This window comes from Actinomadura sp. NTSP31, from assembly GCF_041951385.1.
GTDB classification, from domain to species: Bacteria; Actinomycetota; Actinomycetes; order Streptosporangiales; family Streptosporangiaceae; genus Spirillospora; species Spirillospora napierensis.
Map to the genome: position 1 here is coordinate 1 of NZ_JBGNUT010000040.1, position 16,072 is coordinate 16,072.

Below are 16,072 nucleotides of genomic sequence, written 5' to 3' on the forward strand. Positions count from 1 at the left end.
GCTGAGCGCCCCCGCCGATGGCGGGGGCGCTCAGCCGTGCCGTGCGTTCTCGCGCTTACTTGCCCGCCGCGGCCGAAGCCGCGGGCTGGTCGTGCCGTCGCGGGTCGTTGAGCGCACGGTCGATGACCGTCTGGCTGATGATCTGGCGCTTGCGCCGCTGCGCGGCTGCCCACCGTGCCGTAGGTGTCATGGCGAAACCCCGTTCCGCGGTGACGCTCTCCCCGTGGTCACCGCAACCCCGTAATGCGTTCATGTTCTCAAACGAGGGGCTCGCGGGGATCCGTCTTGGGGATGAATTCGAGGTCAGACCTCGTGCGGAGACCTCCCGGAGATCTTCCGGAGACCTTCCGCGGTGATCATGTGGAACGAGGGACCGGAACCGGCCGTTGGGGGAACCGTGGTGGAGGCATCGAGGGGGCGACATGGCGCTTCGTGACCGTTTCCGGCGCCTCGTCCAGAAGCCCGGCAGCGTCGACCTCGCGCCCTTCCGCGCCGTCGTCGAGGAGGCCGGGCGGCGCGAGGACCGGATCCGGAAGCTGACCGACGCGGAGCTCACCGCCGCGTCCACCCCGGACCTGATCGCCGATCTCGCGGAGTTCTGCGCGGTCGGCCGCGAGGCCGCCCGCCGGGCCCTCGGGGAGCGGCCCTTCGACGTCCAGCTCACCGGCACCCTGGCGCTGCTGTCCGGGCACGTCGCCGAGATGGCCACCGGCGAGGGCAAGACCCTGGCCGGCGCCCTGGCCGCCGCCGGGTACGCGCTGCGCGGCGAATCCGTGCACGTCATGTCGGTCAACGACTACCTCGCCCGCCGCGACGCCGAATGGATGGGACCGCTGTACGCCCTGCTCGGGGTGTCGGCCGCCTGGGTGGGGCAGGCGTCCACGCCGGACGAGCGGCGCGCGGCGTACCGGGCCGGCGTCCTGTACGCGCCCGTCAGCGAGATCGGCTTCGACCTGCTGCGCGACCGGCTCGTCACCGACCCCGCCGACGCCGTCCAGCGGGAGGCGCGCGTCGCGCTGATCGACGAGGCCGACTCGGTGCTGGTGGACGAGGCGATGGTGCCGCTGGTGCTGGCCGGCGCCGCCGACCTCGACCCCGCCGACCCCCGGTACGCCGACCTCGTCCGGCGGCTGCGGCCCGGCCTGCACTACGCCACCGACGAGGAGGGCCGCAACGTCCAGCTGACCGCGGCCGGCGCGCGCGAGGTCGAACGCGTCCTCGGCCTCGACCTGTACGCCCCCGAGAACCTCGCGACGCTGACCGCCGTGAACGTGGCGCTGCACGCGGAGGTGCTGCTGCACCGCGACGTCGACTACATCGTCCGCGACGGCGCGGTGAAGCTGATCAGCGAGTCGCGGGGCCGGGTCGCGCTGCTGCAGCGCTGGCCGGACGGTCTGCAGGCGGCCGTCGAGGCGAAGGAGGAGCTGGAGGCGTCCCCGTCCGGGGAGATCCTCGACTCCATCACCGTGCAGGAGCTGATCGGCGGCTACCCGGTCCGCTGCGGGATGACCGGCACGGCGATGGCGGTCGCCGGGCAGCTCACCGAGTTCTACTCCCTGCAGATCGCCGTCGTCCCGCCGAACCGGCCGTGCGTCCGGGAGGACGAGCCCGACCGCCTCTACGCCACCACCGCCGACAAGGAGGTGGCGGTCGTCGAGGAGATCGTCGCGGCGCACGCCACCGGACGTCCCGTCCTGGTCGGCACCGGCGACGTCGCCGAGTCCGAGCGGCTCGCCCGCCGGCTCGTCCGCGCGGGCGTCGAGCCCGTCGTGCTCAACGCCAAGAACGACGCCGAGGAGGCCGCGATCATCGCCGAGGCGGGCGCGCCCGGCGCGGTCACCGTCTCCACCCAGATGGCCGGGCGCGGCACCGACATCCGGCTGGGCGGCGGTCCGGCCGCGTCCGCCCCCGCGTCCGCCCCCGGCACCGCGCCCGCGGGGCGCGACGGCTCGGGCCACGACGAGGTCACCGCCGCGGGTGGCCTGCTGGTGATCGGCACCGGCCGCTACCACAGCAGCCGGCTGGACGACCAGCTGCGCGGGCGCGCCGGCCGGCAGGGCGACCCGGGCGGATCGGTGTTCTTCACCAGTCTCCAGGACGACCTGGTCACCCGTTTCGCGCCCGACGAGACCTACAAGGGGCCCCTAGGGGACGATGGCCGCGTCGAAGACAAGGGCGCGCACTGGATCGTCGGCCACGCCCAGCGGGTCGCCGAGGGCGTCGATCTCGAGCTGCACCGCAACACCTGGCGGTACAACCAGCTGATCGGCCTGCAGCGCCGCGAGGTCCTCGCCGAGCGGGAAGCGGTCCTGACCGGCGACGCCGCCGACCGGGCCATGGCCGCCGACGCCTCCGCCAGGCACGCCGAGCTCACCGAGATCGCCGGTGCGGACGCCGTCGCGGCGGCGGCCCGGCAGATCGTCCTCTACCAGCTCGACCGGTGCTGGGCCGAGCACCTGGCCTTCCTCGCGGACCTGCGGGAGGGCATCCACCTGCGCTCCCTCGGCCGCGGCCTCGACCCGCTGGTCGAGTTCAACCGGGAGGCCGTCCCGGCGGGCAAGCGCCTCCTCGGCGACGCCCGCCGCCGGTCGGTGGCCGCGTTCGAGGCCCTCACCGCGACCGGGGAAGGCATCGACCTCGACGCGGCCGGCCTCAAGCGGCCGTCCGCGACCTGGACCTACCTCGTCCACGACAACCCGTTCGGCTCCCTGGACGAGCGCGCCCTGCGCGGCCTGATCTCCATGTTCAAGGGCCGCCGCCGCTGACCTGTCAGGGAAGGAGCGCGTCGGCGACGGCGCGGGCCTTGGCGGCGGCGTCGCGGACGCCGCCGACGCTGAAGGCGACGACCGCGCCCTCGTGCAGGATGAGGAGCTGGTCGGCCAGCGTGCCGTCGGCGACCAGGCCGGCGTACAGGTCCCTGACCCAGGCCTTCTGCTCCGCGGCCGCCCCGTGGACGGGGTGCCGGGGGTCGGGCAGCTCGGCGCAGGCGTTCACCATCGAGCAGCCGCGCCCGCCTTCGGTGGACATCCATTCGTCGAGGGCGTCGAACGTCGCGAGGACGCGGTCGCGGGGGTCGGGGACCGCGTCGATCCACCGGGTCACGAAGTCCCGCCAGCGCGCGTCGCGGGCGCGCAGGTAGGCCAGGACGAGCGCCTCCTTGGAGCCGAACCGGTCGTAGACGGTCTTCTTGGTGACCCCGGCCTCGGCCGCGACGAGCTCCATGCCGACCGAGCCGATGCCGCGCTCGTAGAACAGCTCGCCCGCGACCTGGAGCACCCGGCGCGCGGCGGGGGTGAGCGGGCGCCCTCCGGTGGCGGCCGGCATCGGCGGCTCCTTCGACCTGGCTCTTCGTGCTGACGCGGCCAAGTTTACATACCGGTATGGATAGGGGGTAACTATACCGGTATGTATACCTCAGGCACCGCCACTCCGCGCCGCGACGCCCTGCTCGGCGCCGCGATCGGCACCGTGTTCGTCGTGACCTGGAGTTCCGGCTTCATCGGCGCGCAGCTCGGTGCCGGCGCCGCCCCCGCGAGCACGCTGCTGGCCTGGCGATTCATCGTCGGCGGAGGACTGCTCCTCGCCTGGGCCTGCCGGCGCCGCCCCCGCATCCCGCCCCGCGACCTCGCCCTGCACCTCCTCATCGGGGCACTGGGCCAGGGCGGTTACCTCTACGGCGTGTTCGCGGCCGCCGAGCACGGTGTCAGCGCCGGCGTCGACAACCTGATCACCGCGTTGCAGCCGCTGCTCGCCGCCGTCCTCGCCGTGCCCGTGCTCGGCGAGCCCGTCACCCGGCGGCAGCTGGCCGGATTCGCCGCGGGACTCGGCGGCGTCGCGCTCGTGGTCGGCGGCGACCTGCACGGCGGAGCCCCGGCATGGGCCTACGCGCTTCCGCTCGCCGCGACGCTCTGCCTCGTCGGCGCCACCCTCATCGAACGCCGCACCCGGCCGTCCATCGGCCTCGTGGACGCCCTCACCGTGCAGGCCGGGATCAGCGCCCTGCTCTTCACCGCCCTCGCCGGCGCCGGAGGCGACCTGGCCCCGCCGGCGGACCCCGCCTTCTGGACCGCCGTCGCCGTCCTCGTGGGGCTGGCGATGTTCGGCGGCTACGGCCTGTACTGGGTGAACGTCCGGCGCAGCGGCGTCGGCCGCGCCTCCGCCCTGCTCTACCTCACCCCGCCCGCCACCATGCTCGGGGCGTGGGCGATCTTCGGCAGCACGCTCACGCCGCTCTCGCTGGCGGGCGTCCTGGCCTGCGCCGCCGCCGTGGCCGTCGTCCTGCGCGCGCCCGCCGCGCGCGGGCGCGACCGCCGATCTCCCGCGCAGCCCCCGGTCAGGCGCGCAGCCGCAGGCCGCGAGGCGTCGGATGGAAGCCCGCGGACTCCAGCGCGGCGGCGAGCGGCGAGTCGTTGATCGCGGTGCCGTCGGCCCGCTCGACGGTCAGCTTGCCGAGCGCCCCCTCCCGGACCGCCAGGGCGAGCGCGTCGACCGCCGGCCGCAGCACCTCCGGGTCGTCGTCCCAGGTCAGCAGCGTCTTGCCGCCGCGCTCCACGTAGAGCGCGAGGCGCCCGTCGACCAGTACGACCAGCGCGCCCGCCTTGCGTCCCGGCTTGTGGCCGCCGGCCACCTCATCGTCGCGGCCGGGCCAGGGCAGGGCGGCACCGTACGGGTTGGCGGGATCGGCGGAGGCCAGGACCAGCGCGCGGACGTCGGGTTTGCGGGGCGTCTCCCACAGGGCGGCGATGTCGTCCGGCGCGGCGGCGGCCGGGCGCAGCGCGCGGAGCCGGTCGACCGCGCCGGGCAGCGCGAACTGCGCGGCGCCCAGGCCCTCGACGAAGTACCCGCGCCGGCACCGGCCGCTCTCCTCGAACGCGCGCAGCACCGGATACACCGCGGAGAACCCGCCGGGCGTCCGCTCGGCCGCCACCGCGCCGCGGATGACGATGCCGTACCGCTCCAGCAGCGCCTCCGCCAGCGCGTGCGAGCGCAGCGTCGCGGTCGTCTCGCGCGCCGGAAGCGGCCACCAGCGGCCCGCGACCGTGGGCGGGCCCGTCCTGGACGGCAGGACGGGACGGCCGCGCCGGCCCGTCCGCGACCGGTGCGTGGGACGTCCCGAGCCGAGCGCCGCGCGCAGCGGGGCGAGGGTGTCGTTGGTGAGGTGCCCCGCCCAGACCAGGTCCCACACGGCGCTGACGAGGTCGGCGTCGGCGGTGGTGACCTGCGCGTTCACCCGGTCGGAGAGAGTGCGGAAGAACAGCGCGCCACCGCCGTCGAGGGCGTCCAGGACGGCCTGGTGCGCGGGCGTCAGGGTGATCTCGGCGGGCTGCGGCATGAGCAGCGGCGCGGTGTCGGCCAGGTACAGCGCGACCCAGCCGTCGCCGCCGGGCAGCCCGCCCTGGCCCGCCCACACGACCTCGCCGGCGGACGTCAGCTCGTCCAGCATGGCGGGGGAGTAGCCCGCGACCCGCGACGGCAGCACCAGCGACTCCAGCGCCGACGCGGGCACCGCCGCGCCCTGCAACTGCTCGATCGCCTGGACGAGCGCGTCGACGCCGCGCAGCCGCGACCCGCCCGCGATGCCGTGCCAGACCGGCAGGAACCGGCCGAGCGACTCCGGCGGGGACGGCTCCACCTCGGCGCGCAGCCGGGCCAGCGACCGGCGGCGCAGCGTCCGCAGCACCCCGGCGTCGCACCACTCGCCGGTCAGCGGGCCCGCCACGGCCTCGACGGGCAGGAACTCGCCCTCCACGACCCGTCCCGCGCCCGCCAGCCGCCGCAGCGTCTCGGCGACCACGGCGGTGCCGAGCCCGAACCGTGCCGCGGTCTCCCCGGTCCGGAAGGGGCCGTGCGTGCGCGCGTAGCGCGACACCAGGTCGCCGAGCGGGTCGTCCACCGGTTCGAGGAACGCCTCGGGGACGCCCACGGGCAGCGGCGCGCCGAGCGCGTCGCGGAGCCGTCCCGCGTCCTCGATCGCGGCCCACCGCTCCTCGCCGGCGATCCGGACGCGGATCGCCCGCCGCGTCGCCTCCAGCTCCTCCAGCCACCGCGACGCCCACACCAGCACGTCCCGCTCCGGGTGCGGGGCGGCGTCCGGCTCGCCGCCTTGTTCCGCGTCCGTCGTAGCGGCGGTCATCGGGTCGTCGTCGTGGACGGGGCGGTGTGCAAGAGCTCCGGGTTCGCGATCCGGGCCGGTATCGGGCCGCGCGGCGGCGCCGTCGGCGAGACCCGGTTCGACGGCCGCGGCGGCGTCGGGCGCCAAGGTCGTTCTCAGCGCGACCTCGGTGGTCGTCAGCGGGCCGAGCGTGCGCAGCAGGTCGGCGACGCCCTCCAGGTCGCGGGCACGGCGGTCGGGGGCGAGGCGCTGGAGCTCCCGCTCGATGTCGGCGACGGCGTCCGGATCGAGCAGCTCCCGCAGGTCGGCCTGGCCGAGCAGTTCGGCGAGCAGGGCGGAGTCGAGGGCCAGCGCCTGTGCGCGGCGCTCCGCCAGCGGCGAGTCGCCCTCGTACATGAACGCGCCGACGTAGCGGAACAGCAGCGAGCGCGCGTAGGGCGACGGCTCGGGCGTCTCCACCTCGACCATGCGGACCTTGCGGCCCGACAAGTCGCGCATGAGCTGGACGAGGCCCGGCACGTCGAAGACGTCCTGGAGGCACTCGCGCATCGTCTCCAGGGTGATCGGGAACGACGGGTACCTGCTCGCGACCGCGAGCAGCTGCGCGGCGCGCTGGCGCTGCTGCCACAGCGGCATCCGCTTGTCGGGACGACGGCGGGGCAGCAGCAGGGATCGCGCCGCGCATTCGCGGAACCGCGCCGCGAACAGGGCGGAGCCGCCCAGCTCGTCCACCACGACGCGCTCGACGTCGTCGGCGTCGAACACCGCCAGGTCGAGGCTCGGCGGATCGTCCATGTCGGGGATGCGGATCACGATGCCGTCGTCGGCGTGCATGGCCTGCGCGTCGACGCCGTACCGCTCGCGCAGCCGGCCCGCCATCGCGAGCGCCCACGGCGCGTGCACGCGGGCGCCCAGCGGCGAGTGGACGACCATCCGCCAGTCGCCGAGCTCGTCGCGGAACCGCTCGACGACCATCGTCCGGTCGTCGGGGACGTGCCCGGTGGCCTCCCGCTGCTCGCTCAGGTACGAGACGAGGTTGTCGGCGGCCCAGGCGTCGAGGCCGGCGGAGGCGACGCGCTCGCGGGCCTCCTCGGCGGGCAGCGCGGCCAGCTCGCGGGTGAAGGCGCCGAGCGCGCGCCCCAGCTCGGCCGGGCGCCCGAGCGTGTCGCCGTGCCAGAAGGGGAGCTTGCCGGGCTGCCCCGGCGCGGGCGAGACCAGCACGCGGTCGGGGGTGATGTCCTCGATCCGCCACGAGCTGGCGCCCAGCACGAACACGTCGCCCACCCGCGACTCGTAGACCATCTCCTCGTCGAGCTCGCCCACCCGGGAGGACTTCTCGCCGACGAGGAACACCCCGAACAGGCCCCGGTCGGGGATGGTCCCGCCGCTGGTCACGGCGAGGCGCTGCGCGCCGGGGCGGTCGTGCAGGACACCGGTGACGCGGTCCCAGACCAGCCGCGGCCGCAGCTCGCCGAACTCGTCGCTCGGATAGCGCCCGGCGAGCATGTCGAGGGTCGCCTCCAGGGCCGACCGCGGCAGCGTCGCGTAGGGGGCCGCGCGCTTGACGAGGGTCTCCAGATCGTCGACCGTCCACTCGTCCATGGAGACCATCGCGACGATCTGCTGCGCCAGCACGTCCAGCGGGTTGCGGGGGTAGCGCAGCTCCTCGATCGCGCCGCCGCGCATCCGCTCGGCCACCACCGCCGTCTGGACGAGGTCGCCGCGGTACTTGGGGAAGATGACGCCCTTGGACACCGCCCCCACCTGGTGCCCGGCCCGGCCGACCCGCTGCAGGCCGCTCGCGACCGACGGCGGCGACTCCACCTGGACGACCAGGTCGACCGCGCCCATGTCGATGCCCAGCTCCAGGCTGGACGTCGCGACGACCGCGGGGAGGCGGCCCTCCTTGAGGGCGTTCTCGATCCCGGCCCGCTCCTCCTTGGAGACGGACCCGTGGTGCGCGCGGGCGATCTCGGTTACGGCGCCCTTGGCCGCGCCCGCCTGCGCCATCGTCGCCGCGGGGGAGTGGTCCTCCGGCAGCGGCTCCCCGGTGGCGCGCTCGTAGGCGAGTTCGTTCAGGCGCCCGCACAGCCGCTCGGCCAGCCGGCGGGAGTTGGCGAACACCAGCGTCGAGCGGTGCGCCTGGATGAGGTCGAGGAGCCGGTCCTCCACGTGGGGCCAGATGCTGCGCTGGCGCGGATCGGCGGTGCCGGACTCGCCGACGAACTGCCCCACCTCGCCCATGTCCTCGACGGGGACGACGACGTCGAGGTCGAACACCTTGTCCGAGCCCGGCTGCACGACCGACGCGGGCCGCGTCCCGCCGAGGAACGCCGCCACCTCCTCCGCCGGCCGGACGGTCGCCGACAGGCCGATCCGCTGCGCGGGCCGCTCCAGCAGGGCGTCGAGGCGCTCCAGCGACAGCGCCAGGTGCGCGCCGCGCTTGGTGCCCGCCACCGCGTGCACCTCGTCCACGATCACCGTCTCGACGCCGCGCAGCGACTCGCGCGCGCGTGAGGTGAGGATCAGGAACAGCGACTCGGGCGTGGTGATCAGGATGTCGGGCGGTCTGACGGCCAGCCGGCGGCGCTCGTCGGCGGGGGTGTCGCCCGACCGCATCCCGACCCGGACGTCCGGTTCGGGCAGGCCGAGCCGCCGGGCGGCGTGCCGGATGCCGGTGAGCGGTGCGCGCAGGTTGCGCTCGACGTCCACGGCCAGGGCCTTCAGCGGCGAGACGTACAGCACGCGGCAGCGGCGCAGGGGGTCGGCGTCCGGCGCGGGGCCGGCGGCGAGCCGGTCGAGCGACCACAGGAACGCGGCGAGGGTCTTGCCGGACCCGGTCGGCGCCACGACCAGGGTGTCGTCGCCGCCGGCGATCGACTCCCACGCCCCCGCCTGCGCGGGGGTGGGCGCGGCGAACGCCCCCGCGAACCACTCGCGGGTCGCCGGGGAGAAGCGTTCGAGCACGTCACCGCCCATGGCGCCCATACTGCCTCGCGGGTCGGACAGAATGCGACGGCGTGGCGCGCGTCACGTTGTAAGCAAGCGCTTGTATGGGCATGGTCTACCGGTAGGACACTTGCCGTCGAGGAGTCGCGATGCCCTACCTACTGCTCGCCTTCGGGATCCTGTTCGCCCTTCTCGCGGCGAACGCGCAAGCGCCGCCGCGCAACGCCGTCCTGCTGGTGCCGGGCTTCTTCTCCGGCTGGCTCACCATCGAGCTCGCCCCGCACCTGCTCGTCACCGAGGTCGTGGCGCTCACCCTCACCGCCCTCTACGGAGGGCTGGACGGCTGGGCCGGCTGGGTAGGGCTCGTCCTCGGCGCCATGGGCGCGGCCGGCACCGTCGCCATCATCCTCGCGTCCCGCCGCACCGTCGTCACCCTGCGGGAGAGCGGCGCCCCCCTCGACCTCGACCCGGACGGCGCGCCCCGCTTCCCGCTGGCGCCGCTGTTCGTCCCGCCGCTGTGCCTGATCCCGCGCAGGGGCGTGAAGGTGCGGCGCAACATCGTCTACCGCGAGGAAGGCCGGCTCCGCCTGAAACTGGACGTCTACAGCCCGGCGGGGGAGCGCCACGACGACGACGGGCTGAGGCCGGGGCTCATGCAGATCCACGGCGGCGCGTGGGTCATCGGCGACAAGCGCGAACAAGGGCTGTCCCTGCTCAACCACATGGCCGTCCAGGGATGGGTCGGATTCAACGTCAACTACCGCCTCAGCCCGCGCGCCACCTGGCCGGAGCACCTGATCGACCTCAAGCACTTCCTGGGCTGGTACCGCGAGCACGCGCGTGAGTACGGCGCCGATCCCGACTTCCTCTGCGTGACGGGCGGCTCCGCGGGCGGCCACCTCGCCGCGCTGGTGGCGCTCACCGCGAACGTGCCCGAGTTCCAGCCCGGCTTCGAGGACATGGACACCTCCGTACAGGGCGCGGTCCCCTTCTACGGCGTGTACAACCTCATTGACGCCGGGCCGTGGCCGGTTCCCATGGGAGCGACCCGGATCATGGAGAAGATGGTCGTCAAACTGCCGTTCGAGGAGAACCGCGAGGTGTACGCCAAGGCATCGCCCGTCACCTACATCCGCAAGGACGCGCCGCCCTTCTTCGTCATCCACGGGAGCCACGACTCGCTCATCCCCGTGCTGGAGGCGCGCCGCTTCGTCGAACGGCTGCGCGACGTCTCCGAGGCGCCGGTCATCTACGCGGAGATGAAGGGCGGCCAGCACGCCTTCGACGTCTTCCCCTCCTACCGGACGGCCCGCGTCGTCGAAGGCGTCGAACGCTATCTGACCGGCCTGCACCGCCAGTACCGCCAGGGAACCGGCCCCGCCGTCCCGGGCGAGGTCGAGGAGTCCTTGGACGGCCCGCCCGTCGGATAGCGTGGGCGGGTGCGTCTAACAGTCTTCTGGGACCGGATGAACCAGCAGTTCGGCGAGGCCTACGCCCAGAGTGTGGCCAAGGACTACGTCATCGCCGAGCTGGGCGGACGCACCATCGAGCAGGCGTTCGCGGACGGGGAGCCGGTCAAGAAGGTCTGGCAGGCCGTCGTCGCCACCTTCGACGTCCCCTACAGGCTCCAGTAGCGCCCGCCCTACAGAGCGGTAGCGCGCGCCCTACAGAGCGATGCGGTGCGGGACGAAGGACGACGTGTCATCGGTGATGAGCCCCGACGTCTCGCGGATCCCCACTCCCGCCGACTCGTCCTCGACCACCCACGCGCCGAGCACCGGATGCTCCCCGTCGAACTCCGGCAGCGCGCAGAACTCCTGGAAGACGAAGCCCTCCGCGCCGTAGTCGCCCTGGGTGCGCTGCTCGCTGCCGTCCGGCGCGACGATCCGCATGCTGGCGCCCTCACGGCCGAGAAGCGGCTTCTGGACGTAGGAGGTGAGGCCGGAAGGCGTGTTCAGGTACGTCGGCAGCAGGTTGGGGTGCCCGGGGAACAGCTCCCACAGCAGCACCAGCAGCGCCTTGTTCGACAGGACCATCTTCCAGATCGGCTCTATCCACGACGTCGGCGCGCCCGGGATCTCCCGCCCGAACTGTTCCGCGACGATCCACTCCCACGGGTAGAGCTTGCAGAGGGTGCGGATCTCCTGCTCGTCCATGTCGACGAACCGCCGCCGCGCCGGATCCCAGCCGATGTCCTCCATGGCGATCGCCACGCCGGGCAGGCCCGCCTCTTCGGCGGTCTCCTGCATGTAGGCGATCGTCATGACCTCCTCGCCGGTCTCGTCGGCCGTCGTCCAGGCGAAATGCACGGGCCCGCCGTCGAGCCGCGGTACGAGGTCCTTCCAGCGGGCCACCATCTTCTCGTGGATGGAGTTCCACTGGTCGTCGCTCGGATGCACGTCCTGCAGCCAGTACCACTGCACCACGGAACTCTCGACGAGCGCGGTGGGCGTATCGGCGTTGTACTCCAGCAGCTTCGCGGGCCCGTGGCCGTCGTAGCGGAGGTCGAACCGTCCGTACAGGTGCGGGTCGCGCCGCCGCCACGAGTCCTCGATGAGGGGCGCCACCCAGTCGGGTATGCCGAGCACGTGGTAGCGGCCCGTGCTGACGACGTGCTCCACGACCTGTAGGCACATGCCGTGCAGTTCCTCGACGGTGGCCTCGAGTGCCAGCACCTCGTCCATGTCGAACACGTAGTGCACGGACTCGTCCCAGTAGGGGCGGGTCAGGTGCTCGGGATGCGCGGTCCGGTGGAACGCCAGCCCGTGCGCCTCCACCCTCTCCGCCCAGCCGTCCCTCGGCGTCGAACGCATGCGGCGCACGGATCAGCTCCCGCTCTTGCCGCTGCCGCCGAAACCGCCGCGGCTCAGCGTCTTCCCGCTACCGGACTTGATCTTCCCGTCGCTCGGCCGGGACCGGCTGCCGCCCGACACATAGCCATTGGAGCCGCGCTTGCCGCCGTAGTACCAGAAGTACCGGTTGTAGGAGCCGGTGCTTCCGTTGTCGATGTCGTCGACGTCGCAGTACCTGTCGGAGACCACCTTGTAGCCGCCCTTGCCGGACGGCGCGTTGCGGTCGACGCACCGCGCGGTGGTGGAACTGGAGCCGCAGGCGACCAGGGTCAGCGACAGCGCGCTCACCATTCCGACTTTGACGGTGCGGGAACTGAGCCGGCGACCGGCCTCCTGTGGGGGCAAGGGAGAACACGTCCTTCGCAAGCGAGCTGAACAGCGGCCACAGCCTAAGGGGGGCTCAACTTGGGACGGAAGAGGGCATATCCCGGTTCCGTCACAGGCCGGACACGCGCCGTGCCGCGTCAGTCGGGGACGGGCAGGTGCGCGTACAGGTCCATCGCGTCCACCGACGCGGGGAGATCGCTGACCTGGCCGTCGCCGACCTCCACCACGCGCCACTCGCCGTCCGTGCGGCGCGCCAGGTCGGTCGTGATGAAACGGCAGCCGAGCGCGCGCACCGCGTGCGCGACCGCGTCCAGCTCCGGCTCGGGCTCCAGGCCCGGCGTGTCCGGATGCGGCCCCACCAGGGCGGGCTCCCCGTCCACCCACCACACGCGCGCCTCCCCCTCGCCGTCGTAGGACTCGAACTCGCGCACCACCAGGCCGCCGGACAGGTACTCGTCCTGGAGAGCGACCATCTTGGCGGCGACGTCGTGCAACCGCGCCGGATTCTTCACGTCCGGGACGAAGCACGCCTCGTCCCACTCGTGCTTGCACGACTTCACGTAGTCCTTGACCACGCCGGGGCCTCCGCGCAGCGGCCGGACGAGTTCGGCGAGCGTGTTCAGGTCGCCCGGGTCCTGCCCGGGGGAGAGCGGGCGCCACACGCTGTGCGGTGTCAGCCCGGCGAACGTGTCGTGCCAGCCGGGGAGCTCGTGCGCGCGCGTGTAGTCGTCCGGATGCGTCAACAGCACCGTCCCGCGCCGCTTCAGCGCATTGGCCATCGCGGCGTACTCCGCGCCGGTGACCATCCAGCCGCGGTACCAGACGGGGCCCAGGTCCGCGGGCACCGCGCGCACGGCCGCCTCGACGTCCCCGCGCCGCAGCGCGTCATGGTCCAGCAGGACCGTCTCGCCGTAGTGGTCCCGCACGGCCGCGGCCTCGCGGGCGTAATGCGGGTCAACGCGCCGGGGGTGGATCGGATCGACGCAGAAGAGGACGGTGAGCGTCATGATGGGACCCTCCGTGGACGGCTCGCCGGCGCCAGCGTACGGGGTCAGGACCGCGGCGCGCACGGTGATTCCCGCCCGAATCGGCATACCGGGCGATGATCGAACGAGTGTTCGGTAAGCTGGCCCCGGCACGCGTCGTCGTCCACAATCGCGCCCGCGTCTCGAAAAGTGTCGGTGGCCCGCCGTAACGTCGCCTTCGACATCGCAAACAGCGGCCGAGAGCCGACAAGTCACAACGAGAAGGACATCTCACATGGCAGCGAACGACCGGGAGAAGGCTCTCGAGACCGCACTCGCCCAGATCGAGCGGCAGTTCGGCAAGGGCTCCGTCATGCGGATGGGCGAGGAGGCGCGCACACCGGTCGAGGTGATCCCGACCGGCGCCATCGCCCTCGACATCGCGCTCGGCATCGGCGGCCTGCCCCGCGGCCGGGTCGTCGAGGTCTACGGCCCCGAGGGCTCCGGCAAGACCACCGTCGCCCTGCACGCGGTCGCCAGCGTGCAGAAGAAGGGCGGCATCGCCGCGTTCGTCGACGCCGAGCACGCCCTCGACCCCGAGTACGCCAGCAAGCTCGGCGTCGACATCGACGCCCTGCTGGTCTCCCAGCCCGACACCGGCGAGCAGGCGCTGGAGATCACCGACATGCTGATCCGCTCCGGCGCGATCGACGTCGTCGTCATCGACTCCGTCGCCGCGCTCGTCCCCCGCGCCGAGATCGAGGGCGAGATGGGCGACAGCCACGTCGGCCTCCAGGCCCGGCTGATGTCGCAGGCGCTGCGCAAGCTCACCGGCGCGATCAACCAGACCAAGACCACCGCCATCTTCATCAACCAGCTGCGCGAGAAGGTCGGCGTCATGTTCGGCTCGCCGGAGACCACCACCGGCGGCCGCGCGCTGAAGTTCTACGCCTCCGTCCGGCTGGACGTGCGCCGCATCGAGACCCTCAAGGACGGCACCGAGGCCGTCGGCAACCGGGTCCGCGTCAAGGTCGTCAAGAACAAGATGGCCCCGCCGTTCCGGGTCGCCGACTTCGACCTGCTCTACGGCCATGGCATCAGCCGCGAGGGCGGCCTCATCGACCTCGGCGTGGAGCACGGCTTCGTCCGCAAGTCCGGCGCCTGGTACACCTACGACGGCGACCAGCTCGGCCAGGGCAAGGAGAACGCCCGCAACTTCCTCAAGGCCAACCCGGACATGGCCGACGGGATCGAGAAGAAGATCAAGGAGAAGCTCGGCATCGGGGCGAAGGTCGACAAGGAGGCCGAGCCGGCCGCCCCGGCCCCCGCGGCCCCCGTGGACGGCCCCGCCGCCCCGCCGGCCCTGGCCGCCGTCCCCAGCGCCACCGCCCCTGCCCCCGCCGCCGGCCGCGCCGCCGCCGGGAAGAAGACCGCCAAGACGGCCAAGACCACGGGTGATTCCTGACGGCGAATCCCCCGTTCCGGGTGACTCTTGACGAAGAGTGAGCGATGATCTCGTATGCAGGGCGGCGGCGCCCACCCCGCACCAGCAACGCCGGTGCGCGGACCTTCCCCACGGCGCCGCCGTCTTGAATTGCATTGCCCTTGGCGGTCGGGCCCTGGAGGCCCTCCCTTCAACGGGCACTGCGTGCGATCGCTGTGTTGATTGCACCGCCCTTGGCGGTCGGGCCCCGGGGGCCCTCCCTTCAACGGGCACTGCGTGCGATCGCTGCATCGCTCCGACTCGGCCCTGGGGGCCTCGCTGCGCGATCGGATTCTCGCAAGCTCGAATCCGGCTTCGCTCGCGATCGCAACGGTCCAGGTCACCGCGTGGTTGGGCACAAGCCCTGGTGTTGGTGGAGTAACGGGTTCTCGCTTCGGTCGGAGTCGGAGTGGTTCGGGTCGTAGTGAGCGGATGGGGTCCGCTGCTGGTGTGGGGGTGAGGGACGTGGACGAGGGTGTGGGGGCTTCGGGGGGTCGGCGCCGGGGTGGTGCCCGGGGGCGTGGTGAGGGGTCGGCGGGGCGGGTGCCGGACGATCCTGAGAAGGCGGCCCGGGAGGCGTGCCTGCGGTTGCTGGCGTCCTCGCCGCGCACCCGGGCGCAGCTGGCGGACGCCCTGCGGCGCAAGAACATTCCCGACGACGTGGCCGAGGGCGTCCTCGGCCGGTTCACCGACGTCGGCCTGATCGACGACGAGGCGTTCGCCCATGCCTGGGTGGAGTCGCGGCACGCCGGCCGCGGGCTGGCCAGGCGCGCGCTCGCCGCCGAACTGCGCCGCCGCGGCGTCGAGAACGAGACCGTCAACGGCGCGGTGGAGTCCCTCGACGCGGGCCGGGAGGAGCGGACCGCGCGGGCCCTGGTCGACCGCAGGCTGCCCGCCACCAGGGGCGTCGACCCCGCCAAGCGCATGCGCCGCCTCGTCGGCATGCTCGCCCGCAAGGGCTACCCGCCCGGCGTTGCCTACCGGGTCGTCAAGGAGGCCCTCGCCGACGAGGGCACCGACCCCGACGACTTCCCCGACGAGCCGGACGAGTTCGACTGACGGTTCCGGTCGGGCGGCGACACGCCGGGGGAGGCGCGCGGGCCGAGGTTCCGCCGGGCGCTCCCAGCTCCGAGGGGTTCGGTCGCGGGGCAGGTGGCGCGGGGTGCGGGCGGTCAGGGCGGCCGGTAAGGAAGGACTCACGCCGACGTTCGGTTAGTCCGGAATGCCCGTCGTTTGCTTGCTCATTACCTCCATGCCGCTTACCGTTACGGCAGTGAGGAGTTACTCCGCGTCTCGCGGATTGCCATACGACCGAGCACGTTCCAGCAGCTGAGAGGCATACAGGACAGGTTCGTCGACCGGAACCGGCCGGAACGCCCGGGGC

11 protein-coding genes are annotated in these 16,072 nt (G+C 73.2%); 6 read left to right on the forward strand and 5 right to left on the reverse strand.

Annotated elements, in window-relative coordinates; all coding sequences use genetic code 11:
• Nucleotides 1-422 precede the first annotated feature (422 nt).
• On the forward strand, nucleotides 423-2,765 hold the full coding sequence (gene secA2 / locus ACA514_RS42730) for an accessory Sec system translocase SecA2 (protein WP_375047188.1): 2,343 nt from the start codon (nucleotides 423-425) through the stop codon (nucleotides 2,763-2,765).
• A gap of 4 nt (nucleotides 2,766-2,769) precedes the next feature.
• On the opposite strand, the gene ACA514_RS42735 is transcribed toward secA2, so the two are convergent.
• Nucleotides 2,770-3,324, reverse strand: a complete 555-nt coding sequence (locus ACA514_RS42735; RefSeq protein ID WP_375047189.1) for a TetR/AcrR family transcriptional regulator — start codon at nucleotides 3,322-3,324, stop codon at nucleotides 2,770-2,772.
• Nucleotides 3,325-3,405: 81 nt separating this feature from the next.
• On the opposite strand from ACA514_RS42735, the gene ACA514_RS42740 reads away from it, so the two are divergent.
• Nucleotides 3,406-4,413, forward strand: coding sequence for a DMT family transporter (locus tag ACA514_RS42740; RefSeq protein WP_375047190.1), 1,008 nt, complete (start codon nucleotides 3,406-3,408; stop codon nucleotides 4,411-4,413).
• On the opposite strand, the gene ACA514_RS42745 is transcribed toward ACA514_RS42740, so the two are convergent.
• Nucleotides 4,334-9,091, reverse strand: coding sequence for a DEAD/DEAH box helicase (locus tag ACA514_RS42745; protein ID WP_375047191.1), 4,758 nt, complete (start codon nucleotides 9,089-9,091; stop codon nucleotides 4,334-4,336). The two genes, ACA514_RS42740 and ACA514_RS42745, sit on opposite strands and share 80 nt — an antisense overlap.
• A gap of 119 nt (nucleotides 9,092-9,210) precedes the next feature.
• Here ACA514_RS42745 and ACA514_RS42750 point away from each other — a divergent pair, with 119 nt between their 5' ends.
• Both ACA514_RS42750 and ACA514_RS42755 read left to right on the forward strand, forming a co-directional pair.
• Nucleotides 9,211-10,491, forward strand: a complete 1,281-nt coding sequence (locus ACA514_RS42750; protein WP_375047192.1) for an alpha/beta hydrolase fold domain-containing protein — start codon at nucleotides 9,211-9,213, stop codon at nucleotides 10,489-10,491.
• Nucleotides 10,492-10,500: 9 nt separating this feature from the next.
• Nucleotides 10,501-10,695, forward strand: a complete 195-nt coding sequence (locus ACA514_RS42755) for a DUF3046 domain-containing protein (protein WP_375047193.1) — start codon at nucleotides 10,501-10,503, stop codon at nucleotides 10,693-10,695.
• A 30-nt stretch (nucleotides 10,696-10,725) separates the two neighbouring features.
• Here ACA514_RS42755 and ACA514_RS42760 read toward each other — a convergent pair whose 3' ends face one another.
• The 3 genes from ACA514_RS42760 to ACA514_RS42770 all read right to left on the reverse strand — a co-directional run bounded on the left by ACA514_RS42760 (nucleotide 10,726) and on the right by ACA514_RS42770 (nucleotide 13,247).
• Complete coding sequence (locus ACA514_RS42760) at nucleotides 10,726-11,883, reverse strand: glutathionylspermidine synthase family protein (RefSeq protein WP_375047194.1); 1,158 nt, start codon at nucleotides 11,881-11,883, stop codon at nucleotides 10,726-10,728.
• A 3-nt stretch (nucleotides 11,884-11,886) separates the two neighbouring features.
• On the reverse strand, nucleotides 11,887-12,204 hold the full coding sequence (locus ACA514_RS42765) for a hypothetical protein (protein WP_375047195.1): 318 nt from the start codon (nucleotides 12,202-12,204) through the stop codon (nucleotides 11,887-11,889).
• A gap of 173 nt (nucleotides 12,205-12,377) precedes the next feature.
• Entirely contained in the window at nucleotides 12,378-13,247 is an 870-nt protein-coding gene (locus ACA514_RS42770) for an ATP-grasp domain-containing protein (protein ID WP_375047196.1), read from the reverse strand.
• Between the two features lie 253 nt (nucleotides 13,248-13,500).
• Here ACA514_RS42770 and recA point away from each other — a divergent pair, with 253 nt between their 5' ends.
• Together recA and ACA514_RS42780 are read left to right on the forward strand one after the other, a co-directional pair.
• Nucleotides 13,501-14,670 carry a recombinase RecA gene (gene recA, locus ACA514_RS42775; RefSeq protein ID WP_375047197.1) on the forward strand — a complete coding sequence of 390 codons (1,170 nt, stop codon included), beginning with the start codon at nucleotides 13,501-13,503 and terminating at the stop codon, nucleotides 14,668-14,670.
• Nucleotides 14,671-15,144: 474 nt separating this feature from the next.
• The gene (locus ACA514_RS42780; protein WP_375047198.1) at nucleotides 15,145-15,747 is read left to right on the forward strand and encodes a regulatory protein RecX; all 603 of its coding nucleotides are present in this window, start codon (nucleotides 15,145-15,147) and stop codon (nucleotides 15,745-15,747) included.
• Nucleotides 15,748-16,072 lie beyond the last annotated feature (325 nt).